Origin of the sequence: Thiomicrorhabdus indica (assembly GCF_004293625.1) — a bacterium.
GTDB classification, from domain to species: Bacteria; Pseudomonadota; Gammaproteobacteria; order Thiomicrospirales; family Thiomicrospiraceae; genus Thiomicrorhabdus; species Thiomicrorhabdus indica.
In genome coordinates this window covers 1,131,582-1,157,418 of record NZ_CP033040.1, presented here as the reverse complement: position 1 = coordinate 1,157,418, position 25,837 = coordinate 1,131,582, and the positions used below count along the sequence as shown (strand labels likewise).

General features: G+C 42.7%; 24 protein-coding genes. 14 read left to right on the top strand and 10 right to left on the bottom strand.

Features of this window, described 5'->3' with window-relative positions:
- Positions 1-12: 12 nt before the first annotated feature.
- Positions 13-1,926: a SurA N-terminal domain-containing protein gene (locus D9T12_RS04890; RefSeq protein WP_130537127.1), complete on the bottom strand. Its 1,914-nt coding sequence runs from the start codon at positions 1,924-1,926 to the stop codon at positions 13-15.
- A gap of 209 nt (positions 1,927-2,135) precedes the next feature.
- Here D9T12_RS04890 and D9T12_RS04885 point away from each other — a divergent pair, with 209 nt between their 5' ends.
- Entirely contained in the window at positions 2,136-2,495 is a 360-nt protein-coding gene (locus D9T12_RS04885) for a response regulator (RefSeq protein WP_130537126.1), read from the top strand.
- Positions 2,496-2,608: 113 nt separating this feature from the next.
- Here D9T12_RS04885 and D9T12_RS04880 read toward each other — a convergent pair whose 3' ends face one another.
- From D9T12_RS04880 to mutL, 9 genes are all read right to left on the bottom strand, one after another.
- Complete coding sequence (locus tag D9T12_RS04880) at positions 2,609-3,928, bottom strand: adenylosuccinate synthase (protein ID WP_130537125.1); 1,320 nt, start codon at positions 3,926-3,928, stop codon at positions 2,609-2,611.
- A 61-nt stretch (positions 3,929-3,989) separates the two neighbouring features.
- Positions 3,990-5,156: an ATP phosphoribosyltransferase regulatory subunit gene (locus D9T12_RS04875; protein ID WP_130537124.1), complete on the bottom strand. Its 1,167-nt coding sequence runs from the start codon at positions 5,154-5,156 to the stop codon at positions 3,990-3,992.
- A gap of 54 nt (positions 5,157-5,210) precedes the next feature.
- A complete protein-coding gene (locus D9T12_RS04870) occupies positions 5,211-5,405 on the bottom strand; it encodes a DUF2065 domain-containing protein (protein ID WP_130537123.1) in 195 nt (64 codons plus the stop codon).
- An 83-nt stretch (positions 5,406-5,488) separates the two neighbouring features.
- Positions 5,489-6,352 (bottom strand): protease modulator HflC, encoded by an 864-nt coding sequence (gene hflC / locus D9T12_RS04865; protein ID WP_130537122.1) that lies wholly within the window; start codon positions 6,350-6,352, stop codon positions 5,489-5,491.
- On the bottom strand, positions 6,353-7,570 hold the full coding sequence (gene hflK, locus D9T12_RS04860; RefSeq protein ID WP_130537121.1) for an FtsH protease activity modulator HflK: 1,218 nt from the start codon (positions 7,568-7,570) through the stop codon (positions 6,353-6,355).
- Positions 7,571-7,776: 206 nt separating this feature from the next.
- A complete protein-coding gene (gene hflX, locus D9T12_RS04855; RefSeq protein ID WP_130537120.1) occupies positions 7,777-9,090 on the bottom strand; it encodes a ribosome rescue GTPase HflX in 1,314 nt (437 codons plus the stop codon).
- 96 nt (positions 9,091-9,186) lie between these two features.
- Positions 9,187-9,453 (bottom strand): RNA chaperone Hfq, encoded by a 267-nt coding sequence (hfq, locus tag D9T12_RS04850; protein ID WP_411354456.1) that lies wholly within the window; start codon positions 9,451-9,453, stop codon positions 9,187-9,189.
- Between the two features lie 310 nt (positions 9,454-9,763).
- Positions 9,764-10,741: a tRNA (adenosine(37)-N6)-dimethylallyltransferase MiaA gene (gene miaA / locus D9T12_RS04845; protein WP_130537119.1), complete on the bottom strand. Its 978-nt coding sequence runs from the start codon at positions 10,739-10,741 to the stop codon at positions 9,764-9,766.
- Between the two features lie 112 nt (positions 10,742-10,853).
- Positions 10,854-12,845 carry a DNA mismatch repair endonuclease MutL gene (mutL, locus tag D9T12_RS04840; RefSeq protein WP_338064810.1) on the bottom strand — a complete coding sequence of 664 codons (1,992 nt, stop codon included), beginning with the start codon at positions 12,843-12,845 and terminating at the stop codon, positions 10,854-10,856.
- A gap of 163 nt (positions 12,846-13,008) precedes the next feature.
- On the opposite strand from mutL, the gene apbC reads away from it, so the two are divergent.
- From apbC to D9T12_RS04775, 13 genes are all read left to right on the top strand, one after another.
- Positions 13,009-14,133 carry an iron-sulfur cluster carrier protein ApbC gene (gene apbC / locus D9T12_RS04835; RefSeq protein ID WP_130537118.1) on the top strand — a complete coding sequence of 375 codons (1,125 nt, stop codon included), beginning with the start codon at positions 13,009-13,011 and terminating at the stop codon, positions 14,131-14,133.
- Positions 14,134-14,270: 137 nt separating this feature from the next.
- Positions 14,271-15,194 carry an SPFH domain-containing protein gene (locus D9T12_RS04830; RefSeq protein WP_130537117.1) on the top strand — a complete coding sequence of 308 codons (924 nt, stop codon included), beginning with the start codon at positions 14,271-14,273 and terminating at the stop codon, positions 15,192-15,194.
- Between the two features lie 3 nt (positions 15,195-15,197).
- Positions 15,198-15,641, top strand: coding sequence for an NfeD family protein (locus D9T12_RS04825; RefSeq protein ID WP_130537116.1), 444 nt, complete (start codon positions 15,198-15,200; stop codon positions 15,639-15,641).
- Positions 15,642-15,811: 170 nt separating this feature from the next.
- Positions 15,812-17,887, top strand: coding sequence for a methionine--tRNA ligase (gene metG, locus D9T12_RS04820; protein WP_130537115.1), 2,076 nt, complete (start codon positions 15,812-15,814; stop codon positions 17,885-17,887).
- 149 nt (positions 17,888-18,036) lie between these two features.
- Positions 18,037-18,612 carry an electron transport complex subunit RsxA gene (rsxA, locus tag D9T12_RS04815; RefSeq protein WP_130537114.1) on the top strand — a complete coding sequence of 192 codons (576 nt, stop codon included), beginning with the start codon at positions 18,037-18,039 and terminating at the stop codon, positions 18,610-18,612.
- Entirely contained in the window at positions 18,612-19,238 is a 627-nt protein-coding gene (rsxB, locus tag D9T12_RS04810; RefSeq protein WP_130537113.1) for an electron transport complex subunit RsxB, read from the top strand. The genes rsxA and rsxB overlap by 1 nt, the downstream gene beginning before the upstream one ends.
- Positions 19,238-21,637, top strand: a complete 2,400-nt coding sequence (rsxC, locus tag D9T12_RS04805) for an electron transport complex subunit RsxC (RefSeq protein ID WP_130537112.1) — start codon at positions 19,238-19,240, stop codon at positions 21,635-21,637. The genes rsxB and rsxC overlap by 1 nt, the downstream gene beginning before the upstream one ends.
- Positions 21,634-22,686 (top strand): RnfABCDGE type electron transport complex subunit D, encoded by a 1,053-nt coding sequence (locus tag D9T12_RS04800; RefSeq protein WP_240693239.1) that lies wholly within the window; start codon positions 21,634-21,636, stop codon positions 22,684-22,686. The genes rsxC and D9T12_RS04800 overlap by 4 nt, the downstream gene beginning before the upstream one ends.
- Positions 22,687-22,730: 44 nt before the next feature.
- Complete coding sequence (gene rsxG, locus D9T12_RS04795) at positions 22,731-23,375, top strand: electron transport complex subunit RsxG (RefSeq protein WP_130537111.1); 645 nt, start codon at positions 22,731-22,733, stop codon at positions 23,373-23,375.
- Complete coding sequence (locus D9T12_RS04790) at positions 23,368-24,120, top strand: electron transport complex subunit E (RefSeq protein ID WP_130537110.1); 753 nt, start codon at positions 23,368-23,370, stop codon at positions 24,118-24,120. Before rsxG ends, D9T12_RS04790 begins: the two co-directional genes overlap by 8 nt.
- A 12-nt stretch (positions 24,121-24,132) precedes the next feature.
- On the top strand, positions 24,133-24,765 hold the full coding sequence (nth, locus tag D9T12_RS04785) for an endonuclease III (RefSeq protein ID WP_130537109.1): 633 nt from the start codon (positions 24,133-24,135) through the stop codon (positions 24,763-24,765).
- An 86-nt stretch (positions 24,766-24,851) separates the two neighbouring features.
- Positions 24,852-25,286 carry a DUF1841 family protein gene (locus tag D9T12_RS04780; RefSeq protein WP_130537108.1) on the top strand — a complete coding sequence of 145 codons (435 nt, stop codon included), beginning with the start codon at positions 24,852-24,854 and terminating at the stop codon, positions 25,284-25,286.
- Between the two features lie 3 nt (positions 25,287-25,289).
- Entirely contained in the window at positions 25,290-25,832 is a 543-nt protein-coding gene (locus D9T12_RS04775) for a GNAT family N-acetyltransferase (RefSeq protein ID WP_130537107.1), read from the top strand.
- Positions 25,833-25,837 lie beyond the last annotated feature (5 nt).

The following is a 25,837-nucleotide window of genomic DNA, read 5'->3' as shown; positions in this document are numbered from 1 at the left end:
ATAGATTTCAGATTATTTAATCGTTAAATAATTATCCAGTTTACGAATTTCAGCATTCGCTTTCATCATCTGCAAACGCGCATTTAATTCTGAGTTAGCATTAAGCTCATTGAACGCTTCCATTAATGGCGCTTTTGCCTCTTCAGCCATTTCATTACTCTTCACACCAGTGACTTGTAACAAGGTTGTATCGCCTGTTGAAAGCTGAAATAACTTCCACTCTGCCTGACCTTCAACCGGTTTCTTCACGCTGAAGAAGGCTTGAACCATTTGAGGTAATAACTGCTGAGAATTGCGATCAATCCATCCTACTTGGTGCCACTCAATACCATCTTGCGCAACGGACTCTGGCAACTCACCTTCTTGGAGTTTAACCAAAATCGATTCCGCCAAAGCTTTAGCTTCATTCACTGCTTTTTCACGTGTCAGTTCAGCTTTAATATCTTCTGAAACTTCCGACAATGCTTGCTGACGTTCTGGTTGATACTCATTTAAACGAATTGCAACAGAATCTTTTGGACTCATTTCAATCGCTTCACTATTCAGACCATCTTTGAGAACTAAATCTGAGAATGCCGCTTTAATAACTTTGCCATTCGACGTGACTTTATCTGATGAACCTAAACCACCTTCTCTTCCAAAGAATTCAGTCGTTGAAACTTTTAGACCTAAGGCCTCAGCCACTGGAGCCAACGAGTCACCTTGTTCATATACTAAAGTATTCATCTGTTCTAACAGTTCAAAATACTCTTTTTCAGCTTCTTGATTTTGGAACTGGGTTATGACATCAGCCTTAACCTCAGCTAAAGGCTTAACACTAAGTGGGATAATTTTTTCAAGCTTGATTAGGTGAAGACCAAAGTCTGTCTTTACCGGCTCACTGGTTTGACCTTCTTTCATAGAGAAAACAGCATCGTCAAATTCTGTGACCATCATCCCTTGTTCAAAACTTCCTAAATCACCACCAGTAGCTGCTGAGCCTGGGTCTTGCGAATAAGCTTTTGCTAACTCTGCAAACTCTTCACCCGCTGCTAACTTATCTTGAATTTCTTTAATCGTTTTCTCAGCCTGCTCTAGTGTTTCACCGGCTGCAGCATCCACACGAATCAAAATGTGACGTGCTTGACGCTTTTCAGGAGTTGAAAACAAACCTTTATTCTTATCGTAAAAAGATTGTAAATCATCATCCGTATAGGCAATTTTCTTCGCTAACTCTGCTTGAGACAGTTCAACATAATCAATTTTGACTTTTTCTGGAATAATATAAGCAGTCGAATTCTCTTCATAGAAAGCTTTAATTTCATCATCCGATACAACTGCCGTTTTCAAAAATGGGCGTTGATCAATTCGTAAATAATTTACTTGGCGTTCTTGACCTTGTAACTTTGCTAATTGTTCGACTTCCCAATCAGTTGTGAAAGCTGACGCTTGTGTGAGATTTGAAAATTGAGATTCAATCAAAAATTGACGCTGTTCATATTCAAAACGCGCAACATTTAATCCATTTCTTGACAAAACTTCGTTGTAAGTCGCTTCATCAAACTTTCCATCTTTTTGAAAAATTTGTGCTGACTGTATAGAGGCTGCTAACTGAGGATCAGAAATTAACATTTTGTTTTCTTCAGACCACTGACGAATGAGTTCACTTTCAATCAACGCATCCAAAACTTGTTCACGAAGCTGCTCATCTTTGACAACAGAATCATACATATCGCCAAACTGTTGCTGAAGTCGAAGTTTCTGACGGTTATAAAGGCTCATAAACTCATTCGCCCCGACTTCCTCACCGTTTACTTCTGCGACCGCAACGTTTTTATCACCTTGCGCATATTGCTCAATTCCAAATAGAGCAAATGTCAAAATAATTAACCCGACGATCACCCAAGCGATCCATCCTTGAGCATGATCACGTATTGATTGCAACATGGTTTTCCCTTTAATCCCGTGAATAACAAAATGGGACTTATGATACCAAGCCTCGACACGGGTTTCACCAACTTTACCGCTTTTTATCGCAATTTCATCAAACGTTTAAAAACAAATTACTTCAACGATTTTATTTATAATAAAGTCAAAATTTATAAACGATTTCAGTAAATAAGCAACGCTGAACGATTGAAAACTGGATAGATACTATGAAAAAAATCCTTTATGTGGATGATGCTGCGTCAATGCGCAAATTAGTGGGGTTGGTATTGGGAAAAACTTACGATTTAACCATTGTTGAGAATGGAGCAGAAGCTTTACAAGAAGCAACTCAACAAAAGTTTGATGCCGTTATTTCTGACATCAATATGCCTGTAATGAATGGCTTAGAGTTTCTAGAAAAATTTCGTGCTATGCCTGAAAATCAGTTCACGCCGATTCTAATGATGACAACCGAAGCCAGTCCAGAAATGAAACAACAAGGCCGAGATCTTGGAGCAACAGGTTGGATTGTTAAACCATTTGATCCTGAAAAACTTAGTGGTTTAATTGAACGAGCCTGTTCTTAGCGTTTAGCTATTTGTTACCGGCCGGTAGAACAAACATCTACCATTAAAACAAAAAAGGCTGAGAATTAAATTCTCAGCCTTTTTTGTTTATCAAACCAAGTAGCGTCTAAATTTTACGCAAATGGGTCATCAAGCACGAGAGTCTCTGAACGGTCTGGACCCGTTGAAAGAATCGAAACTTTGACACCAACCTGTTCTTCAACAAATTGAATGTAATCTTTTGCAGCTTGAGGTAAAGCTTCCCAAGACTCAATACCAACCGTTGAAGTTTTCCAACCTGGCATAGTCACATAAACTGGCTGACAAACTTCATATTCCTCAGCGCTTGTAGGCGGTAAGTTGACTTTCTGCCCCTCTTTTTCATAAGAGACACATATTTTAACTTCTTCCAAAGTGTCCATAACGTCTAGCTTGGTTAAACAGATGCCTGTAAGACCATTAATTTGAGCTGAACGTCGTAGAGCAACTGCATCAAACCAGCCGCAACGGCGTTGACGACCAGTGGTTGCCCCAAACTCATGCCCACGTGTTCCAAGAATTTTACCAATGGCATCGCCTTCATCGGTATCGCAGTTGTACTGTAATTCCGTTGGGAATGGCCCACCACCAACACGTGTTGCATAAGCTTTTGTAATTCCTAACACGTAGTCTAATTCAGTTGGCCCAATCCCTGCTCCGGACGCTGCACCACCAGCTGTCGTATTCGATGATGTCACATAAGGGTATGTTCCTTGGTCAATATCCAGCAAGGTTCCTTGAGCGCCCTCAAACATTAGGTTTTTGCCTTGCTTGTTGTACTGAGCAATCAAGTCTGGAATATCCGCAAGCATTGGAACAATCAACTTAGCATAACGCTGACACTTTTCCCAAACGACATCAAAATCAACTTTTTCTGCCTTGTAGTAGTTTTCCAACGCAAAATTATGGAACTCTAGCGTTTCTGCAAGTTTTACTTTCATTGATTCCATATTACGAAAATCACCAGCACGCAAACCACGACGAGCGACTTTATCTTCGTAGGCTGGACCAATTCCTCGCCCTGTTGTACCAATCGCTTTTTTACCACGAGCTGATTCTCGAGCTTGATCAAGTGCAACGTGATAATCCAAAATTAACGGACATGCATCACTGATTTTCAAACGACTTTTAACGTTTAAGCCACCTTCTTCAAGTTGAGCGACTTCTTTTTCCAAAGCATCCGGGGCTAATACCACACCGTTTCCAATGAAGCATTCCACGTCTTCTCGAAGAATCCCTGAAGGAATCAAATGCAGTACGGTTTTATGGCCATCAATTACCAATGTGTGTCCAGCATTATGACCACCTTGGAATCGAACTACCGCAGCAACGCGATCCGTAAGAAGATCAACGATCTTACCTTTTCCTTCATCACCCCATTGGGTACCGACGACAACAATATTGCGTTTTGTCATATTTTGTACTTCTTAAACTTTTACTTATAAATTCTGTATCTGTTTAACGGTTTTCACCGAATTAAACAAGCTTCCAATGACCTGAGTCTTCAATCAGTCTTTGGCTACCGGCCGGTATCTCTTGGTCACTGTAGACTTTAATCACTTGAATGCGCTTTGACTTCAATTGCTCCACTTTATCCTGTAACGCTTTTGAGGTTTTCGCTGGTGCATAAACCGTTTGAGCATTACTATTGGTGACATTCGGTAACAAATCCAATGTTGCACGCAAATCCAAACTAAACCCAGTTGCAGGAATCGCCAGCCCAAAGTCCGAACCGATGTTGTCATAACGCCCACCTTTGGCAATAGGAAGCAGGTAACCACATGTGCTATAAACAGCAAAGATCAAACCTGTGTGATACTGATAACCACGAATGTCAGACAAGTCCAAATGGATGTGTACAGGATAAAGCTCAGAGAGATGCTTAATCATGTCTTCCAACTGATTAACATCAGAAGAACAAGTTTCAGATAAAGGACTGATTAACGTTTTTGCTTTCTCAATGACTGATTTAGCATCACCACAAAGATGGGGTAGAACCGTAAAAACATCTTGAAGTGCACTATCAAGGTTCAATCCACTGACAAAGACTTCATATTCAGGAATTGCTTTTCGTTCGAGAATATCGATAAGCAGAGAACTTTGTTGGCTTGTTAAACCAGCTTTAGACATCAATTCATCAACAATTCCAACATGCCCAAGACTAAGTTTGACGTCAAGATTTAAGTTCTTCATGCTATCAAGCATTAACTCAACAATCTCAATATCACTTTGCACACCCTTGTGACCAAATATCTCAGCACCGACTTGAATAGGGCTGCGAGACCCTTTCGCTTTGTTGTTTCGTGTTTTTAACACTTCACCGACATAACAAAGTCGTGAAATTCTATCTGAAGCCTTTAGACGATTACTGACGATACGCGCAACTTGAGGGGTCATATCTGCACGAACTCCCATCATTTTTCCGCTCTCTTGGTCAGTAAAACGGCAAGTATCTACCGCCATATGGCGAGCCGTACCCGTTAGGAGTGAATCGGTAAATTCCGCAATGGGCGGGAGAACTAGGCTATAACCTGAAAGATGAAAACCATCGACTAACTTACGACGATAAAATTCTAACTTTTGCGCTTCTTCTGGCAAAAGATCTTCTAAACCTTCCGGAGTGAACCAAGTGGATTGCTGCATCTTTAAACTTCTTTGTAATCGTTAAATTTTTCAGGTGAGGTATTGTAATCGAAATCAGTTAGATTCACTAAAAAATAGTAGCAAAACCAAACCAATCACTATTGAGGCAAACCCCATTATTCGTAAACTATTTTCGGGCATTTCTGAAGCTTCCCGCATGACTTTTTGCCATAGACTAGGTGCCACAAAAGGCAATAAGCCTTCAAAAATAAATAACAACGCAATGGCTGCGATCAGAACTTCTGTCATAAATACCTATTAGAAGAGAGCTTTGCACCCAAAGCTCTCTTAAACGCATAAAAAAGGTGGGTTACCCCACCTTTTTTATTCAACTATTGTTGTTGACTTCTTTGATTGAAGTATTTAAAGAAATCAGAATTCGGGTCAACCACCATCACATCTGACTTATCTTTAAATGAACTCTGGTAAGCATTCAAACTGTGATAGAAAGAATAAAACTCTGAATCTTTCTGATAAGCATTTGCGTAAATCTCAGTCGCTTTCGCATCACCTCGACCGCGAATCATTTCTGCTTGTGAATACGCATCAGCTAAGATAACCACTCGCTGGCGATCAGCATCCGCGCGAATTTTTTCCGCAGCTTCCGCCCCTTTTGAACGAAGGTCTTTGGCAACACGAGTACGCTCTGCTTCCATACGGCGATAAACCGAATCGGAAATATCTTGAGCAAGGTCTATACGTTTAATGCGAACATCTTCAATTTTAATACCGAATGAAGATGCAGCCAACGCTGTCGCTTCCGTAATTTTTTGCGCAATTTCGACACGTTCAGCAGAGATAACCTCTTTTACAGTACGATTACCGAACTCTGCACGAAGACCATCTTTTACAATTTGACCAAGACGCATCCCTGCCAAACGATTGTCACCGTTCATCGTTGTGTAGAATTTATCCACATCTTGAATACGCCACTTAACAAACGTATCCACCATAAGATTTTTCTTTTCGCTCGTCAGGAAACGCTCAGGCGCTGAATCAAGCGTTTGCAAACGTGAATCAAACTTACGTACGTTGTTTACAAATGGCGTTTTGAAATGCAAACCAGGTTGAACATCCGATTCGACGATTTCCCCTAGACGAAGCACAACACCGGTTTCCCACTCGTTCACTGTATAAACGGAGTTACTACCGATAAACAGAATGGCACCAATAAGAATCGATAAAACTGTTTTCATTTAACGTAACTCCCTATTCTTCAAGTAATCACGAATATTTTGGGTATTTTTTACCGCTTGATTATTTTTAGGTGCATCGCTCGGAACGGCAACATTAGTTGCTGTTGGATCATTCAACTTAAAAGGCACCTGTGTTTGACTTCCAACCATTTTATCCAATGGAAGGTAGAGTAAATTATTTGAGCTCTCAGAGCCGACAAACACTTTACTCGTTTTGCCTAACACATTAGCAACCGCATCAATGTATAGACGATTACGAGTCACTTCCGGCGCTTTTTGATATTCGGTAACGATACTATCAAAACGCGCCGCCTCACCTTCTGCACGGGCGATAACTTGATCATGGTATGCGCTGGCCTCTTCTAATTCACGCGCCGCCTTACCTCGTGCAATAGGAAGAATTTCATTTGCGTAAGCTTCGGCTTCATTGATTAGACGTTCACGGTCCTCACGTGCCTTCACCACATCCGCAAATGCTGCTTGAACTTGTTCCGGTGGCTGAGCATCCTGTAAGTTCACAGAAGTAATCATTAGACCGGTGACGTAACCACTCAAACGTTCTTGGGCAAGCTCTTTAACACGTTCAACCACTTCGTTACGGCCTTCTGTTAACACAAAGTCCATTCGGCTTTGACCGACCACTTCACGAAGCGCTGATTCAGTAACTGCACGCAGCGTTTGATCAGGATCTGATGTAGAGAATAGATATTCGTTCGCACTTTGGATTTGGTATTGAACGGCAATTTTGATGTCGACAATGTTTTCATCTCGCGTCAGCATGAGCGATTCCATTGGTACATTTCCTGCACGGTTACGAGCATCAGAACGATAACCAATTTCTGCAGTACGGATTTGGTCAACGTTAACAATGCGGACATTCTCAATCGGATAAGGCATATGCCAATGAGGACCGGCTTTGGTTTCATCAACAAAAGCACCAAAACGCGTGACAACACCACGTTCCGCAGGATCAACGATGTAAATACCAGAAAGCAACCAAACAATTACAATGACACTGAAAATCAGAATACCGCCAATTCCTCCACCTGAGGAAGAGCCGCCACCATTTCCAAACACACCTTGAACTTTTTTTAGAAGCTCATCAAGGTCGCCATTGCCATTTTTATTTGGTGGTCGTTTATCTCCACCGTTGTTTCCTGAATTTCCAGAATTCCCCCAAGGGTCTTGCCCTGGTTTACCCGGTTCATTCCAAGCCATTCAAACCATCTCCATGTGTTTGTCTATTTAGTGTCTCAACGTTTACAAAACGTTTTTTGAGACAAGAGTTCCGTATTGTAGAGACTTCATCGAAAAATGTCATCCCATTAAGATTTTTTATATTGCAGTGTTCGAACTTTATTCAAGGTTTCGGCTCGTCAAATCCAAATATCGTAAATTTAAAACCTTACCGGCCGGTAACGATTTTATTTCCCTTCAATCACGGTTTTAGATAATAACTCCGACCATTGTTCAATATGTTGCCACTCCTGCTCAGTCAGCAACATCGTAAACAGGCTGTTGCCCTGCTCATCAAATCCTTCTTCTAAAATCGTACCTAGCTGGTAGAGTTGAGCCCGTTTCTTACCGGCAGACACATGCAGCGTAAGCTGAACTTTGTAATACTGCCCTTTAAAAAACGAGCCCACAGCATCCATTAACAAATCGATACCCAAGTTCTTCTTAGCAGAAATCCAAACTCGTTCGGGAACACCTTCTTCATTTAAATCGATTTTAGGTTCAATCTTTTTATCACCGGCCGGTTGAATAGCATCAATTTTATTCATTACCAACAACTGTGGCACTTCGTCCGCACCCACCTCAGAAATAACGTCAAGCACATCTTGAATTTTTTCCTCGCGTAAAGCATCCGACGCATCCACTAGATGAATCAACAGGCTCGCTTCAGAAGTTTCCTCAAGCGTTGAACGAAACGCTGTCACTAAATCGTGTGGAATATGTCGAATAAAACCGACTGTATCAGCAAAAATTACCGGCCCTGCCCCTGGCAAGTGTACACGACGAAGCGTTGAATCCAGTGTCGCAAACAAGCGGTCTTCGGCATAGACTCCCGCTGAAGTCATGGTATTAAATAAGGTCGATTTCCCAGCATTGGTGTACCCTACAATTGTGATTGTGGGAAGCTCAGAACGCTTACGTGAACGTCGCCCTAAATCACGCTGTTTGCGAACCTTTTCGATTTTGGTTTCAAGTTGCTTAATACGTCCCTGTACAAGACGCCGGTCCGTCTCTAGCTGAGTCTCACCCGGACCACGGGCTCCAATTCCACCCTGACGGTCCAAGTGTGACCAACCTTTTACCAAACGCGTTGACATTCGCTTGAGTTGAGCAAGCTCAACCTGTAACTTCCCTTCATGCGATCGTGCACGTTGGGCAAAGATATCCAAAATCAAACCAACACGGTCTAAGACCTGGCAATCCAATAATTCGGAAAGGTTACGTTCTTGAGCAGGAGAAAGTGCATGATTCACAATCACTACGTTGGCTTCGTGCATTTCAACGGCCAACTGCACCTCTTCTGCTTTCCCTTTACCGATAAAGTATTTGGGGTCTGCCTTTTGGCGCTTCGTTGTGAGAAGCTCACAAATTTGAGCACCGGCAGAGTCAACAAGTTCGTAGAATTCATCTAACTCTTCACGGTCAGATTCATTGTGAAAATCAACATGAACCAGAACTGCACGTTCTAACTCTTGTCGTTCGAGACGATCAAATAATTCCATAGCAACCGCTGTTAAAAAGATAGTTTAGATTGGGAAGGCATTAAACAGAAAACGGTTGCTGTATCTTGCATAGGCAGTCAAAAAGACGAACGACTTCTATTCGCTATCAGAAGCAGTATTGTCTTGACCAAATTCGTACGGTTTAGGATCTCGCATTGGGACAATCGTCGAAATTGCATGCTTATAAACCATCTGCGTTACATTGGACCGCAACAACACTACAAACTGGTCAAAAGAATCAACCTTACCTTGCAATTTGACACCGTTTACCAAATAAATCGACACGCTAATACGCTCTTTACGTAGCGCATTTAGATAAGGGTCTTGGATTGGTAATGCTTTTGCCACTTTATTATTCTCCATACTGAATCCTAATGATTTTTATTTTTGTGTATTTTTTTATCGGATAAGCAATTAAATGCTTTTTATTATCGAGTGTTTTTATTTGAACTTTATGCCACTCATATTTTCAAACTTTCAAAAGTCTGACCCTCAGAATTTCAAGCAAATCGCTACAAAACAAAATTCCGCTGACAAAACTCAATGTGTAAGATTGCAAAAGCATACCACAGTCACTCGTAATGTCTATAGGCCAGATTGTCAGTGAGAAAATATCGAATGAAATAAGACTTTTTTCGTCCTCACCCCATTAAATTATATGGGGAGTTTTCCTTCAGAGCGAAGTATCAACCGAGGTTTCCAAAGCTGAAATCGTCTGCCTAAGACGCTGCTGCAAACTCGTGTTAAAAGGGTCAATTTTAATTAAATCAGGCTCTTTTCTAAGCCAAGTAAACTGGCGCTTCGCTAATTGTCGAGTGGCCGTCTTACCTTTCTCAACAAACGTTTCATAATCCCACACACCATCCAAATATTCCCACGCTTGCCTGTAACCGACTGAGCGCATTGCATTCATTTCACCGTGTAAATTCGGTTGAGCATACAAAGCTTTCACTTCCTCCAAAAAACCTTCCGCTAACATTTGATCAAACCGCTTACCAATTTGTTCATGCAATGCTTTACGATCCTCTGTCAGTAAACCAATTTTGACTAAGCTAAATTCACTTAAGGTATTTTTTTGTTCTGCACGATGCTCAGTTAAGGTTTTTCCTGAAATTTCATACACCTCCAAAGCACGCATTACGCGCTGTGGATCATTCGGATGAATTCTTGCAGCCGATTCTGGATCCACTTCAGAAAGCCGTTCATGTAGAGCTTGAGGGTTATCTTTCCACTGAAGTTGCAATCTTTCGCGAACCCTTTCGTCAGCAGCCGGTAAGTCATTCAACCCCTGCTGTAACGCATTGAAATACATCATCGTGCCACCAACTAATACCGGTAAATTTCCTCGCGCAAAAATTTCTTTAACCAGGCGATGCACGTCTTCGACAAATTCACTGGCAGAATAACTCTCATCGGGGTTATGTGTATTAATTAAATGGTGTGGCACTTTTACAATTTCATCTTCGGTTGGCTTGGCTGAACCAATATCCAATTGACGATAAATTAAAGCTGAATCGACACTAACAATTTCCATTGGCAAAACTTCCGCCAATGCCATCGACAAAGCACTTTTCCCAGAAGCGGTCGGGCCCATAATCGCTAAAACTTTTTTCTGGACAATTAATTTTTGTACTAATTCTATATATTTCATTTTTTATCTCAGGCTATAGGCATATCTTGCCCCAACACTTCTAACTTTGTTGCTCAACTCTAAAACTCTTTAGGCAATTGCGAGAGTTTTTTCTCGAGAAATGTAACAAAACCTATTGGCCACGCATAAAGAGTTTATCAAGCTGCTCCATACTCAACTGCACCCAGGTTGGACGTCCATGATTGCACTGATCTATCCGATCTGTCCGCTCCATATCACGCAAAAGCGCATTCATCTCATCGATCGTCAACTGGCGATTGGCACGCACCGAACCATGACATGCCATCGTCGAGAGAATATGATTAATCTTATCTTCAAGACGAGTGGTTTCCCCCATTTCCGAAAAATCTGACAACATTTCTCGAATTAAAGCCACCACATTTTTCTTAGCCACCAAACTTGGAACTTCGGTAACTTTTAACTGCTCAGGGCCAATCTGCGACATTTGAAAACCAAGGTTCTCGAATTGTTCTTGATAGGCTTCCCAGACTAACATTTCTGAAACATCTAGGGTCATCGCAATTGGCACCAATAAAGGCTGAGCGATTAACTTTTGAGTTTTCCATTGTTGCTTAAAGCGCTCATAAGTCACTCGCTCATGAGCCGCATGCATATCCACCAAAACCAAACCATGTTGGTTTTCTGCCAAAATAAATACACCATGAATTTGTGCTTTAGCAAAACCAAGCTTAGGAAACTCTGCGGATAGGTGCTCATCTTTTGAGTCCTTTTGACTTAGATAATCACTGGGCGATTCCTGAACTTCGCCACGTCTACGTGATTCAACCCACTTCCCTAATTCAGAGTTTGAATTCAACGAATCGCCTGACTTTGAAGAAATAGGCTGCTGAAACTCAAGAGCTTTTTGAAAATCCACTTGCGACTGATTGGATTGCAACCCGAATGGGTACTCAGTCCCTCTCGTAATTGAAGCCTCAGATAGTTTACCGGCCGGTGAATTCCGAACAGAATTTTCCCCAACATGACCAGACCCAACAAGATCAGAAATATTCTCTAAAATCTCACCCGTCTCGGAGTCAACCTGTGATTTTGCAAGTGGCGTTGCCACAGAATCCCTGACAGAACGACGAAGAAAATCATAGACCCATCGACCATTTGCAAAGCGGACTTCATGTTTGGCAGGATGCACATTCACATCCACCAAGTTCGGTGTCACTTCGATAAACAGCAAGTAAGCAGGATGTCGTCCACCATAAAGTACATCAGCATAACCTTGCTTAACGGCATAACTGAGTAGACGATCCTTAACCATACGACCATTCACGAACAGATACTGCATATCGGTATGCGCACGATTGAAGGTAGGCAAACCACACCAACCAAACACCTTGACATCCTGCCCTTCAAATTCAATTTTCAGAGAATGTTCCACAAACTCAGCACCCAACAAATGCGTTAAACGTTGTAATTGAGTTTTGGTATCAATAACTGGTAAGACATTTCGCACCACCTTGCCATTGTGAATAAGCTTAATCGCTAGTTCTGAGCGGCTGAGCATCAAACGTTTGACTAACTGCTCAATCTGCATAAACTCGGTACGCTGAGTTTTCAAAAACTTTTTTCGCGCGGGTGTGTTGAAAAACAGTTCACGCACTTCAACCATCGTGCCGGCAGGAGCGGCTGATGGTTCAGGTTCATTCCAACGTCCATCACCATTAGAAAACAATTTCCATCCGGCACGCTCATTTTGCTGACGCGAAACAATGGAAAAACGCGACACCGAACTAATACTCGCTAAAGCCTCTCCACGAAACCCCAAAGTCGCTACAGCCGTTAAGTCTTCTCGCGATTTGATTTTACTGGTAGCATGCCGGCTGACCGCTAAAACCAACTCTTCTTTGGGGATTCCAGAACCATTATCAGTCACTTTGATTAATTCAATCCCCCCTTGTTCGACTTCGACCAATATTTCTGTCGCCCCCGAATCGATGGCATTCTCCAATAACTCTTTAACCACAGAGGCTGGGCGTTCCACTACTTCCCCTGCGGCAATTTGGTCCGCCAAATGTGCGGGTAACACTTCAATTTTGGTTCGTTGCAACGCTTTAGAATTTCCAAGAGACATTTGGGTTTGTTCGCTCACGAGTTTCTCTACCGGCCGGTTAAAATAAGTAACGGATTATAACACCCAATTCTCATAGCTTCGAAGGACTCTTGAGGCTTGCATTAATCATTTTGGCGAGTGCTATCAACAGGAGTTTTCTGCTAAACTACGCGGCATATTTCAATTCTTAAGGACGCCTGCAATGGGATTTTTGAACAAGTTATTTGGCAATGGAATTTCTGCACCATTACAAACCCAAATTGAAAACCAATTAAAAACGGTGATTGAGAGTCAAACCCAAAATGACTTGATGTCTTTGAATGCTTTGCAAGCTGCGGAACTCAAAAAAAGCACACTTAAGTTGTCTATACAACTGCCTTACCCTTGCAAAAGTCTATGGCCGGCACTTGAACAACAAATCACCCACGTCATGCAAGACCTTGAAGAAATCAATAAAGTCGAATGTGACTTCTCAACTACGGTTGTTGCCCATGATGTGCAAAAAGGGGTAAAACCTCTAGAAAATGTGAAAAACATTATTGCAGTGGCTTCAGGTAAAGGTGGCGTTGGAAAATCGACCACCACTGTCAATTTAGCCTTAGCTCTTCAACAAGAAGGTGCTCGCGTTGGAATTTTGGATGCCGACATTTATGGCCCAAGTATTCCGACCATGTTAAATATTACCGACAAGCCACAAACTGTGGACGGAAAATCCATGCAACCCTTGCATGCCTATGGCCTGCAAGCCATGTCGATTGGAGCACTCATCGACCCAGACTCTCCAATGATTTGGCGAGGTCCAATTGTGACTCAGACTTTGCAACAGTTATTGAATGAAACCAACTGGGATGAATTGGATTATTTACTCATTGACCTTCCCCCAGGAACAGGTGATGTTCAACTAACCCTTGCGCAAAACATTCCTGTCACCGGTGCCGTCATTGTCACCACTCCACAGGAAGTATCATTAATTGATGCACGTAAAGGATTGAAAATGTTTGAAAAAGTCGAAATCCCGATTTTAGGAATTATTGAAAACATGAGCACCCATATCTGCTCCAACTGCGGACATGAAGAGGCAATATTCGGTGCAAATGGCGGACAAACTATGGCCGAACAATATGGCGTTAAATTCCTTGGAGCCATGCCGCTTGAAAAACGTATTCGTGAAGAGGCTGACAAAGGCATGCCAACGGTCACCGCCGAACCAACCAGTGAGTTAGCCAATAAGTATCGTGCAATTGCTCTGCAGATCAGCGCTGACATCGCTAACAAAAAGCGCAGCTATGCAAACCTCTTCCCCAAAATCGAAATCGTCAACAACTAAATCTATCAAGACGGTGACTCAAGGAACCTCTGACTGAATCAGAGGTTCCTTAACTTAAGTCATCTAACGCCTGTCGGTTTGGTGCTACTATGCCCAATACAGATTGGATGAAGCATTAACCTGGACAGGAGTATCTCATGGAGTTTCTTGGATTTACCGGCTCGATTATTCTTTTAATAATCATTTTTCTCTCACTCTCGGTCAAGATTGTTCCACAAGCGGAACAGTGGGTCATTGAACGTCTGGGGCGATATCACAAAACTTTAAAAGGCGGAATTAATTTCATTATTCCTTTTGTTGACCAAAAGCGCTCACAATTCAATACCCAAGAACAAATCATCGACATTCCAGAACAACAAGTCATTACCAAAGACAATGTGTCCATTGGTATAGATGCAGTGGTTTTCATGCGCATCTATGATGCGCAAAAAGCTACTTACGAAATCCTTGATTTGAAGGATTCCGTCAGCCAGCTAGCACAAACCACACTGCGCTCTGAAATCGGTCGTCTTGAGTTGGACGAAACTCTGAGCTCACGAACCGATTTAAATGCCGCACTCTTGAAGGCTTTGGATGAGGCTTCCGGCACTTGGGGAGCCAAAGTCAGCCGCGTCGAGGTCGCCGACATTATTGTTCCGCAAAAGGTGCAAGATTCAATGGAGCTTATGCTTGAAGCTGAGCGTAAACGTCGTGCCGTCGAAACCGAAGCACAGGGTCAGAAAAATGCCACCATTCGAGTGGCAGAAGGTGAACGACAAAAAGCCTTTTTGGAGGCTGAAGCCTTGGAGCGTACCGCAGAAGCCAAACGTTTTGAAAAAGAACAACTAGCAACGGGGGATCAAAAGGCGATTGATTTGATTAATGAAGCGATGAATAAGAACCCGAATGCAGCCGAATTCCTCCTCTCCAAGGATCGAATTGCAGCCTTTTCAGGAATTGCCGCCAGTGATTCTGCAAATAAAGTGGTCGTCCCTATCGAAACCGGTGAACTGATCGGTTCACTCTCAGCAATTGCCTCAGTATTAAACTCCTCCTCATCCCCCATCAACAAAAAGGATTAGACCATGGAGCAAATGATTCCCGTTATTCCTTTTTGGATTATGATGACCATTGGCATTTTACTCATGGCCGCTGAAATGCTCACCATGAGCTTTGTTTTAGCACTGTTTGGTGCAGCATTCATACTGACAGGCATTACAGGTTTTTTTGTTGATTTTTCATCGGGTGAAACCCAATTAATCACCGCATTTACAGCAGGCATCCTCCTGACATTACTGCTTCGAAAAACTCTTCAACAACGCATTTACCATTCCAAAGAACTCGAAATGGAAACATTGACAACAGGAGAAAATGGGGAAGTAATTCTGACGCCAGACGGAGACTTTCGAGTAGCCTACAAAGGCACAACATGGGCAATCGCCAATCCGCAAGACTACTCTTTTGAAGAAGGAATGCACGTGACCGTTGTAGAATTAAAAAACAACAAAGCGCATATCCAAATTCACTAGCTTTTTTGGAAAGGCTAGTTGACCTTTCCGACTGACTTTAACAGCTTGATTTCCACTGTATTTTTCCTGCCTCTCAGACAATACGACTTTGGGTTAAAACTTCGGACAAAAAGGTCTATAATAGCGGGCTCTTTTTATGCCGATGCCTGAAGAACGAAGGATTACATTCAATGTCAAATTCGCCACGCAAAATTTTGATAACTAGCGCCCTACCTTATGCCAATGGCCCAATCCATTTGGGACATCTGGTGGAATATATCCAAACCGATATCTGGTCGCGTTTTCAAAAAATGCGAGGCAATGAATGTACTTACGTTTGCGCAGACGACGCACACGGCACGCCAATCATGTTGCGTGCCGAAGCCGAAGGTATTACGCCAGAACAGCTTATTGCCAAATCATCTGCAGAACATCAGGCGGATTTTGCCGGTTTTAATATTGCCTTTGACCATTATCACAGCACGCATTCTGATGAAAATAGATATTTTGCTGAACTCATCTATAACCGACTGAAAGACAAAGGTTATATTTCACGCAAGTCGATTTCACAATACTACGACCCTGAAAAAGAGATGTTCTTACCTGACCGTTTTGTCAAGGGGACTTGTCCTAAGTGCGGTGCTGAAGACCAATACGGTGATAACTGCGAATCATGCGGTGCTACCTACTCACCAACTGAGTTGATTAATCCAAAATCAGCGGTTTCAGGTGCAACGCCAATTGAGAAAGACTCCGATCATCTATTCTTTGAGCTAAGTCAATTTGCCGACATGCTTAAAGAGTGGACCCGAGGCGGTCACCTGCAAACTCAAATTGCTAACAAAATTGATGAATGGTTAGAATCCGGTTTACGAGGATGGGATATTTCTCGTGATGCTCCTTATTTTGGTTTCGAAATTCCAGGTGAAAAAGACAAATTCTTTTATGTCTGGTTGGACGCACCGATTGGCTATATGTCGAGTTTCAAAGCCTATTGCGAAAAATCAGGCTTGGATTTCGATGCGTATTGGCAAAAAGATTCAAAAGCTGAGCTTTATCACTTTATCGGTAAAGACATTATCAACTTCCACGCCTTGTTTTGGCCGGCAATGCTATCAGGCGCAGATTTCCGAACACCTGATGCCGTTTATGCCCATGGCTTCTTGACAGTCGATGGACAGAAAATGTCTAAGTCTCGCGGTACTTTTATTATGGCCAAAACCTACCTTGAGCACTTAAACCCTGAGTACCTGCGTTATTACTTTGCGGCAAAACTGACGAGCCGAATTGATGACATCGACTTGAATTTAGAAGACTTCGCACAACGTGTTAATTCTGATTTGGTGGGGAAAGTGGTCAATATCGCCAGTCGAACCGCCGGCTTTATCAAAAAGAAATTCGATGGCAAGCTGGCTACAGACTTATCCGCGGACGCTCAAGCACTCTACTCCGAGTTTAGCGAGAAATCCGAAGACATTGCGAAACTTTATGAACAACGTGAATACGGCCATGCCATGCGAGAAATCATGGCATTGGCTGATAAAGCGAATGAATACATCGCAGAAACCGCCCCTTGGGTTCTTGCCAAAGAAGAAGGCAAGGAAGCCGAACTCCATGAAGTGGCAACCATGGGAATTAATTTATTCCGTGTACTAATGAGCTATTTAGCGCCCGTCATCCCAAAAACGGCAGAAGATTCGTGGGCATTTTTGAACTTAGAAAACTGTGGTTGGAATGATATCAAAACGCCACTTCTTGGACACGAAATCAATAAATTCAAGGCTTTAATGACCCGCCTTGAAATGCCACAGATTGAAAAAATGGTGGAAGCATCTGCCAAGTCCTTGGGCAATAAATCTGCACCAGACGGCAAAAAAGAAGATAGCAAGCCGAAAAAAGTGAAGAAAGAGAAAAAAATGAGTGATAACAATCAAATTGCTGACACCATTGGCATCGAAGACTTTATGAAAATCGATTTGCGAATCGCAAAAATCATTAATGCTGAACATGTAGCTGAAGCAGATAAGTTAATCAAACTCACACTCGATATCGGAACTGAACAGCGTCAAGTGTTTGCAGGAATCAAAGCCGCATACAACCCTGAAGACTTAGTTGGTAAACTTACCGTCATGGTTGCCAATCTTGCCCCACGTAAAATGCGATTTGGGATGTCAGAGGGAATGGTATTGGCTGCAGGTCCAGGTGGTTCGGATTTGTATATCCTCAACCCAGACGATGGCGCACAACCAGGAATGCGCGTTAAATAATATAGATAAAAATTTCTCTTGAGGAATTCTAAAGCTACATATTTTTAGCCTTCGAAAACCTCAAGATCAAGACGCTTTGAGCAAAGTTTATAATTTAGTTATAAATGGGCGAAGAAGCAACGCATAGATTGAGGTTCACAGCGGCTAAAATGGAAAATTACGTACTAATCTTAATTAGCACTGTCTTAGTCAATAACTTCGTTTTGGTGAAGTTCCTTGGCTTGTGTCCATTTATGGGGGTTTCCAAAAAAACCGATGCTGCACTAGGCATGGGCTTGGCAACCGCGTTTGTACTTACCTTGTCTTCGGTACTTAGCTATCTGATTTACACCTATCTTCTAGCCCCTTTTGGGCTGGAATTCCTGCAAACCATTGCCTTTATCCTCGCCATAGCAGCTGTCGTCGGCTTTACCGAGATGGCAATTCATAAAACATCTCCCGTGTTGTATCAAGTGCTTGGAATTTACCTACCTTTAATTACAACTAACTGTGCTGTTTTAGGTGTGGCACTACTGAATATCACTGAACAAAACACTTTTATAGAGTCGGCATTTTATGGACTTGGAGCAGCAATCGGCTTTACTCTGGTTATGGTGATGTTTGCCTCGATTCGCGAACGCTTGGAAGTGGCGGATGTTCCTAGTCCATTCAAAGGCGCACCAATTGCTCTAATTACTGCAGGCTTAATGTCAATGGCCTTTATGGGCTTTGGAGGTTTGGCTTAATGACAAACGGATGGGATTGGTTGCAATCATTTGAAGCCGTTATCATTTTTATCGGCTTAGCTTTAGCCTTTGGATTAGCCTTAGGTTACGCTGCTGTTCGCTTTAAGGTTGAAGGTAACCCTATGGCCGAGCAAATCGACCGTGAACTTCCACAAACACAATGTGGTCAGTGTGGCTTTGCGGGATGCAAACCTTATGCTGAAGCCTTAGCAAATGGCGAATCCGAGGTAAATTTGTGCGTCCCCGGCGGAACAGAAGTCATGATAAAAATTTCCGAAATTACCGGCCGGGAACAAAAACCGATGGAAGAAACAGGAAATGAAGAAACCCAAAAAATTACTGCTTTCATCGATGAAGACCTCTGCATTGGTTGTGTACTGTGCATTAAAGAATGCCCTGTGGATGCGATTCTAGGTGCGACCAAAATGATGCACACAGTCATTCAAAAAGAGTGTACAGGCTGCGAAAAGTGCGTCCCTGTTTGCCCTGTTGATTGCATTGAAATGAAACCCGAACAAACCACACTCAAAAATTGGCAGTGGCCAGAACCACAACTCGATAGTTTTCAACCGGCCGGTCAAAATTCAACTCAAAAGCCACTCGCTGAACTCGCGGAGCGTGCCTAATGCGTTTGCTACAAGCTTTTGCTTCCACACTCGCGCCTATTTATCCATTGGCCAAACGATTGTTATATAAATTTCACGGTGGCGTATTTCCGCAATACAACAAGTCATTGAGTGCGCGAAACCCAATTAGAGCACTCTATTATCCAACCGAACTCATTTTGCCATTGCCGCAAACCGTTGGTGAAATGGCTAAATCACTGGTCAAAGTAGGCGATCATGTTCTGAAAAACCAATTAATCGCACAATCTCAAGCGGATGCAAATCAAAAACTTGTGGTTCCAATCCATGCGCCGACTTCTGGTGAGATTATCGCTATTGAAGCGCGCGCCCTTCCTCATGCTTCAGGATTACAAGAACTGTGCATCATCTTAAAGCCGGATGGAAAAAACAAAGCCATTGAAAATGTTTTGCAGACAACCGGCACTTGGCCAGAAGATGCTCAACCATTAAAAGACCTCATTGCACAATCTGGCATTATCGGCATGGGGGGTGCAGGTTTTCCAACCTATGCCAAATTGCCAAGTAAACAAGGCAAAGTCAAACATCTCATCATTAACGGCGCAGAGTGTGAACCTTTTATCAGTTGTGACGACCTTCTAATGCAGACAGATGCCGAGCAAATCTGGCTGGGGGCACAAATCGTAGCGCATGCACTCAATTGCCAAGAAATTCTTTGTGGCATTGAAACCAATAAACCCCAAGCCATTGAAAAAATGCAAAGCGCAGCGAAAAATCTACAAATGCCATCAAATGCATCAGTTATCCACCTTGCTGCAATGAAAATTCAGGAAGTTGCAACAGTTTACCCAATGGGTGGACAAAAGCAGTTGGTTTATGAAATGACAGGCGTAGAACTTCAATCCGGTCATCATGCCATCGATCAAGGCATTTTGATGATGAATGTCGCCACGCTGAAAGCGATTTATCGCGCAGTCACATTAGGAGAACCACTGACTTCTCGACTGGTGACAGTCAGTGGTGAAGGTGTGACTGAAGGCTTTAACATTGAAGCCTTTATTGGTACTCCCTTCAATGAACTAGCGGAGCTTGCCAAGCCTAAAGGTGACATTGATTATCCATTGATTATGGGTGGCCCAATGATGGGTGTACAAATGCCCCAAAATCATGTGCCGATTTTGAAAACCACGAATTGTGTTTTAGCGAATCCTCCAGAGCCAAGACAGATGCAAATGCCCTGTATTCGTTGTGGTGAATGCATGGATGCCTGCCCGGTAAACCTCTTACCGCAACAAATGTATTGGCATGCACAAGGGCATGAATATGAAAAAGTGGAAAAGCTCAATATCAAAGATTGTATTGAATGTGGTTGCTGCAGTTATGTCTGTCCAAGCCACATTCCTTTAGTGCAATATTACCGCCATGCAAAATCCGAAATCAAAGTGCTGAACGCTGAAAAACAAGCTACTGAATTGGCCAAGCAGCGTCATGAATTCAAATTAGCACGAATTGAGCGTGAAAAAGCTGAGCGCGAAGCCAGACTGAAAGCCAAAAAAGAAGCCGTTAAAAAACAAGCGGCTCAGAACACCAATACACCTCAAGAGTCAGAAAAATCAGCCACGTCTGGCGCCTCTAAATCAGTCGCGAGTGCAGCAGCGGCTCGAGCGGCGGCAGCCAAAGCCGCTGCGCGTAAAAAAGCCAACAGTGACACTTCAAGTGAACAAACACAAACCGACAAACCGCTAAGCGCCAGAGAAAAAGCAATTTTGGCCGCTCAAAAAGCCGCTGCCAATAAACAGGGCCAATCAGATAAGGACTTTAAAACCAAAGGTCAAAGTCTCGGGTCAAAAAGTGATCGCCAAGCAGCGACAGAAGCGGCAAAAAAACGTGCAGCTATGGCTGCCGCCAAAGCCAAAGCAACTTCAGCTGCCAAGCAAAAAGCCCAACCTGAAAACTCTGCACGTGAAAAGGCGATTGCCGCAGCGCGTAAAAAAGCAGCACAAAGCTCAAAAACGGAAGATCCGGCCGTGAAAAGTTCATCCGATCTTGAGGAAAATAATAATAAAAAGGGGAATGATGAGAATAAAAGTCCAACGCTAAACGCTTCACAACAAACCGCGGAACTAACGACTGATTTATCCGCGAATGGTTCTGAGACCTCGCCTGCTTTAGAAAAAGAATTGGCGCGTAAAGCTGCAATGCAAAAAGCGCGTGAAGCGGCCTTAGCCAGAAAAAAAACACACCAAAAACAGAACAACACACCGGTTAAAACCGATCAAGATTCTCCCCCTACAAAAACATCGGAATCTTCTGAAACCGCAGAAGCAATACCACTAGATTCGCCGCTTGATAAAAAGGCCGCCGCAAAAAAAGCCGCTATGCAAGCCGCAAAACGAGCTGCCGCGAAGCGTGCTGCGGCTAAAAAAGAGAATAACGAATGAGCTCATCACCAATGAACCCTCTGGCAAACTCTTCACCTCATGCGCACAACGACCAGACTGTGCGCAAAGTCATGTTGCAGGTACAAATTGCGGCTATGCCAGCACTGGCAATGCACATCTACCTATTCGGTTTTGGAATTGTTGTCCAATGGCTGCTGGCAATTGCCACCCTACTGATTGTCGAGTACACCATGCTTAAGCTTCGTGGCCGTCCAATCATGCCTTTTATTACCGATTTAAGCGGTATGATCACCGTCACAGGCTTGGTTTTTTGTATTCCACCTACCGCGCCTTGGTGGGTCATAGTTTCCGGTTCGGCCTTTGCACTAATCTTCGGCAAGCACCTATACGGCGGCTTAGGTTACAACCCATTCAACCCAGCAATGCTTGGTTATGCATTTTTATTAATCTCTTTTCCAATCCCAATGACCCAATGGATTATGTCAGCGGATATTAGCGGTCATTACCTTGGTTTCATGGAAGCGATACAGCTTATTATCACGGGAACTTATGCAGCCGCCAGCTACGATATGCTCACTGGTGCTACACCTCTTGACGGAGTCCGACTCGCAATCTCTCAAGGAATCACCACAACCGATGTATTGCAAACCTTACCAACGCAAACTCACACCTTATGGCTCGGATTAAACGCTTGGGCTTGGATTAATCTTTCCTTTTTAATTGGCGGAATCTATTTACTCTGGAAACGAACCATTCGCTGGCAATTTCCAATCGGTTTTCTAGGCAGCCTTGCATTGATGGCTTGGATTTTTCACAGCATTAATCCAGATATTTACCCACCGGTGGAGTTTGTATTGCTCAGTGGAGGGGTTATGCTAGCCGCTTTTTTTATTATTACAGATCCAGTATCAGCAAGCACCACCCCGAATGGCAGGTTAATCTATGCTATCGGCATTGGTATTTTGGTCTACGTAATTCGCGCTTGGGGTGCTTTCCCAGATGGAATTGCCTTTGCCATTTTATTACTAAACATGGCGGTCCCATTAATTGACCAGTACACACAACCACGAGTATTTGGGCATAAGTAACCAATTAAAAACCTGTCCTAAAAAACGACTTAAAGAGACTCAATATGAGCCAACCTGTTTTTAACAACACCTTATTTAAGGCCATGAGCCGATCTGCTGCAAAATTAACGGCATTTGTCGTAATTTGCATTGTAGTACTGCTAACAGTTAAGTTCTTGACAGAGGGTAAAATCGCGCAAGCACAAAAAGAGACGTTGATTGCGACATTTAATGAAGTTTTACCAGCTGATCGTTATAACAATCAACCTCTAGAAGATACAATTCAAATTAGTGACAAAAAGCAATTGCAAAAACTTGGTAGTAAAACGCCTGTCACTGTTTACCGCGCCCGCCAAGACAATTTACCGGCCGGTATTATTTTGCAAGTCGTAGCCCCAAACGGCTATAGCGGAAATATTTATCTACTTGTTGCGGTCTTGCCAAATGGCAAAATTTCAGGAGTTCGCACCCTTAACCATCTTGAAACCCCAGGTTTGGGAGACAAAATTGAAATTGCCAAACATGATTGGATACTAAATTTTAATGGTCGAGATTTAACCTCGCAAAATCTACAATCATGGGCAGTCAAAAAAGATGGTGGTGATTTTGACCAATTCACAGGCGCAACTATTACACCTAGAGCCGTCGTGAGTGCCGTAAAAAACACTCTTGAAGTGGTCAATGAATTAGGAGACACCTTATATGAGTGAAGCCAGTCAAAATACCATTTCATCTGATGCCTTAGAGACATCAGAAAAAAATGTTTGGCAGCAGAAACTAGCTGACTATAAATCAATATTCAAAAATGGTCTATGGACTAATAACCAAGCATTGGTAGCGCTTCTGGGGTTATGTCCCCTTTTGGCAGTTTCCAATAATACGATCAACGGTCTAGGGCTTGGGTTAGCCACTTTGGCAGTATTAATGATTTCCAACGTGCTGGTATCGCTGATTCGCAACCACGTCTCACGCGAAATCCGTATTCCCGTCTACATTGCCATTATTGCGACTGCAGTGACCGCTATTGATTTATTGATGAATGCATACTTTCACACTTTACACGGAATTTTGGGGATTTTTATTCCATTGATTGTCACCAACTGTGCAATCCTAGGCCGTGCAGAAGCCTATGCCTCCAAAAATACCGTGGACAAAGCCTTAATGGATGGTTTTTTTATGGGGCTGGGGTTTTTATTTGTTCTGGTTCTTTTGGGTGCTTTGCGAGAAATCATTGGTGCCGGCACTTTGTTTGACCAAGCTCACCTAATGTTTGGCGACATGGCTCGCGACTGGAAAATCGTCTTTAGTGGCGACTATCAAGGTGTCTTATTGGCGATTCTGCCTCCTGGTGCATTTATTGGTTTGGGGCTACTCATTGCCTTGAAAAACGCCATTGACCAGAAAAAAGCATCGAAGCAACAAAATCAATTGGGCATAAAAGTCGCAGTGAAATAGGTATTTCCTTCCATGAATAAGCAAAAACGTTTAGAAATCTTTCAACGCTTAAGTGAAGCGATTCCTAATCCAGAAACAGAGTTAGAATATTCCAGCACATTTGAATTACTCATTGCGGTCATTCTCTCAGCACAAGCGACAGACAAAGGCGTAAATATAGCGACTCGCAAGCTGTTTCCTGTGGCTAATACACCACAAGCAATTTATGATTTAGGTGTAGACGGACTGAAAGAATATATCAAAACCATTGGGCTGTTTAACACCAAAGCAGAAAACATTATCAAAGCCTGCAAAATGCTTGTCGACTTACACAACTCAGAAGTGCCAGAAAATCGTAAAGCACTCGAGGCTCTTCCGGGTGTTGGAAGAAAAACCGCAAATGTCGTGCTCAATACTGCGTTTGGTCATCCGACCATGGCCGTAGATACTCATATTTTTCGCGTTTCTAACCGTACCAAGCTGGCTCCGGGAAAAAATGTTTTAGAAGTTGAAAAAGCACTCCTCAAACATGTACCTAAAGAGTATCAAATTCCTGCACATCATTTACTCATTTTGCATGGTCGTTATACTTGTACCGCACGCAAACCTCGATGTGGTGCCTGTTGTATTTATGATCTTTGCGAATATAAAGACAAATCCGAGTAAAAACCCTACTAGGACAGGCTGCAAGTTTTGCATAAATCTAAAAATGTCTTGCCCCTGAAAATATAAAAAACTGAGAATTAAACACTATGCTTTATACTTCTGAAAGAGATAAATTACGTCAGTTTTATGTCGATTGTTGGCAAAAAGCCCGAATGAATATGCCAATGGATCCGATGGAACAAATGGTGGCTCGCGTCATTGAAATGCATCCCGAATACCACAAAATGCTTGAGAACGAAAAGCTTGGAAATGAATACAAACCAGAAGACGGCGAGACTAATCCGTTTTTACATATGGGAATGCATTTAGGGCTTCAAGAACAAGTGGTGATGGATCGACCGGCCGGTATCAAATTAATTTATCAACAACTGGGTGAAAAAATCGGCGATGTCATGGCAACCGAACACGCCATGATGGACTGCCTAGGTGAAATGATGTGGCAAGCACAAAAAAATCAGGCTGAACCCGATGAACAAGCCTATTTAGCCTGTTTAAAAACACTGCTTTTAAAATACGGATAATATATGAATTTCAAACTATTAATCCGTGACGATGAACCTCAAATCACGCGACTTTTTACTGAAACTTTTACCCATTCAGAAGGACAAGAAGAAGGTGAATTGATTGGCCACCTTGCAAAGGAGTTGGCACACTTAATCGACCAAAAAGAAGTTTACTGTTTTGCTGCGGTTACTGCACAAAGTATTCAAGGAATTATCTTCTTCAGCCAACTCGACTATCAAACAGAAGAAAGCGTTTTTATGCTTGCTCCAGTCGCTGTGCATCCAGATTTTCAAGCACAAGGCATTGGGCAAGCTCTGATCAAATATGGACTGAGTGCCCTAAAAAATCTCAAGGTTGAGATCGCGGTAACCTATGGAGATCCAAACTTTTACAGCAAAGTTGGATTCTCACCGATTACAGAAGCAACACTTCAAGCCCCTATGCCACTTTCCATGCCTCCAGGTTGGCTTGCACAGTCTCTTAAGGATTCCACTGCACCCATAAAATCTCTTCATACAAAACCTAAATGCGTCGTCCCATTTCAAAACCCTGACTATTGGTAATGAGT

What these genes read in the sequence shown, in the direction of transcription:
- D9T12_RS04890 (WP_130537127.1), bottom strand. Translation starts at nt 1,926, where the DNA reads ATGTTGCAATCAATACGTGATCATGCTCAAGGATGGATCGCTTGGGTG.
- D9T12_RS04885 (WP_130537126.1), top strand. Translation starts at nt 2,136, where the DNA reads ATGAAAAAAATCCTTTATGTGGATGATGCTGCGTCAATGCGCAAATTA.
- D9T12_RS04880 (WP_130537125.1), bottom strand. Translation starts at nt 3,928, where the DNA reads ATGACAAAACGCAATATTGTTGTCGTCGGTACCCAATGGGGTGATGAA.
- D9T12_RS04875 (WP_130537124.1), bottom strand. Translation starts at nt 5,156, where the DNA reads ATGCAGCAATCCACTTGGTTCACTCCGGAAGGTTTAGAAGATCTTTTG.
- D9T12_RS04870 (WP_130537123.1), bottom strand. Translation starts at nt 5,405, where the DNA reads ATGACAGAAGTTCTGATCGCAGCCATTGCGTTGTTATTTATTTTTGAA.
- hflC (WP_130537122.1), bottom strand. Translation starts at nt 6,352, where the DNA reads ATGAAAACAGTTTTATCGATTCTTATTGGTGCCATTCTGTTTATCGGT.
- hflK (WP_130537121.1), bottom strand. Translation starts at nt 7,570, where the DNA reads ATGGCTTGGAATGAACCGGGTAAACCAGGGCAAGACCCTTGGGGGAAT.
- hflX (WP_130537120.1), bottom strand. Translation starts at nt 9,090, where the DNA reads ATGGAATTATTTGATCGTCTCGAACGACAAGAGTTAGAACGTGCAGTT.
- hfq (WP_411354456.1), bottom strand. Translation starts at nt 9,453, where the DNA reads ATGGAGAATAATAAAGTGGCAAAAGCATTACCAATCCAAGACCCTTAT.
- miaA (WP_130537119.1), bottom strand. Translation starts at nt 10,741, where the DNA reads ATGAAATATATAGAATTAGTACAAAAATTAATTGTCCAGAAAAAAGTT.
- apbC (WP_130537118.1), top strand. Translation starts at nt 13,009, where the DNA reads ATGGGATTTTTGAACAAGTTATTTGGCAATGGAATTTCTGCACCATTA.
- D9T12_RS04830 (WP_130537117.1), top strand. Translation starts at nt 14,271, where the DNA reads ATGGAGTTTCTTGGATTTACCGGCTCGATTATTCTTTTAATAATCATT.
- D9T12_RS04825 (WP_130537116.1), top strand. Translation starts at nt 15,198, where the DNA reads ATGGAGCAAATGATTCCCGTTATTCCTTTTTGGATTATGATGACCATT.
- metG (WP_130537115.1), top strand. Translation starts at nt 15,812, where the DNA reads ATGTCAAATTCGCCACGCAAAATTTTGATAACTAGCGCCCTACCTTAT.
- rsxA (WP_130537114.1), top strand. Translation starts at nt 18,037, where the DNA reads ATGGAAAATTACGTACTAATCTTAATTAGCACTGTCTTAGTCAATAAC.
- rsxB (WP_130537113.1), top strand. Translation starts at nt 18,612, where the DNA reads ATGACAAACGGATGGGATTGGTTGCAATCATTTGAAGCCGTTATCATT.
- rsxC (WP_130537112.1), top strand. Translation starts at nt 19,238, where the DNA reads ATGCGTTTGCTACAAGCTTTTGCTTCCACACTCGCGCCTATTTATCCA.
- D9T12_RS04800 (WP_240693239.1), top strand. Translation starts at nt 21,634, where the DNA reads ATGAGCTCATCACCAATGAACCCTCTGGCAAACTCTTCACCTCATGCG.
- rsxG (WP_130537111.1), top strand. Translation starts at nt 22,731, where the DNA reads ATGAGCCAACCTGTTTTTAACAACACCTTATTTAAGGCCATGAGCCGA.
- D9T12_RS04790 (WP_130537110.1), top strand. Translation starts at nt 23,368, where the DNA reads ATGAGTGAAGCCAGTCAAAATACCATTTCATCTGATGCCTTAGAGACA.
- nth (WP_130537109.1), top strand. Translation starts at nt 24,133, where the DNA reads ATGAATAAGCAAAAACGTTTAGAAATCTTTCAACGCTTAAGTGAAGCG.
- D9T12_RS04780 (WP_130537108.1), top strand. Translation starts at nt 24,852, where the DNA reads ATGCTTTATACTTCTGAAAGAGATAAATTACGTCAGTTTTATGTCGAT.
- D9T12_RS04775 (WP_130537107.1), top strand. Translation starts at nt 25,290, where the DNA reads ATGAATTTCAAACTATTAATCCGTGACGATGAACCTCAAATCACGCGA.